Below are 444 nucleotides of genomic sequence, written 5' to 3'. Positions count from 1 at the left end.
ATCTCATGCTTGGATTACTTCTTATGCGCCTTATGAAAATCCACAATATGTTGTCGTTGTTTTGATAGAACATGGTAAAAGTGGTAGTAATACAGGTGGTCCTATGCTTTTAAAAATTTATCAAAAATTAATTGATTTAGGCTATATAGATAAAAAATTTCTTAAAAGAAAAACTTAGATTATAAGCATACCATCGCCATAAGAGTAAAAGCGATATTTATTTTTAATTGCTTGGGTGTAAATTTGCAAAGTTTTTTCTCTACCTATAAAGGCTGATACAAGCATTATGAGTGTAGATTTTGGCAGGTGAAAATTTGTCAAAAGATAGTTTAATCTTTGAGGTTTATTATGTGGATGTAAAAATAAATCACAAAATCCTTCTTTGATTTTATATCTTGAATAATACTCTATACATCTAGTTACTGTTGTGCCAACACCTAATAA

2 protein-coding genes are annotated in these 444 nt (G+C 28.6%); one reads left to right on the top strand and one right to left on the bottom strand.

The window, feature by feature from the left end; translation table 11 throughout:
* The first annotated feature begins 13 nt into the window (after window positions 1-13).
* Window positions 14-178 carry a hypothetical protein gene (locus NY022_RS09615; protein WP_267525663.1) on the top strand — a complete coding sequence of 55 codons (165 nt, stop codon included), beginning with the start codon at window positions 14-16 and terminating at the stop codon, window positions 176-178.
* Here the strand turns inward: NY022_RS09615 and NY022_RS09610 are convergent.
* The coding region (locus tag NY022_RS09610) for an S-adenosylmethionine:tRNA ribosyltransferase-isomerase (protein ID WP_267525661.1) at window positions 175-444 on the bottom strand (270 nt) is incomplete at its 5' end. The two genes, NY022_RS09615 and NY022_RS09610, sit on opposite strands and share 4 nt — an antisense overlap.

It is taken from the genome of Campylobacter sp. MG1 (genome assembly GCF_026616895.1).
GTDB lineage: Bacteria > Campylobacterota > Campylobacteria > Campylobacterales > Campylobacteraceae > Campylobacter_E.
Note: the sequence above shows the minus strand (reverse complement) of the source record. Positions and strands in the feature narration are given on the sequence as shown.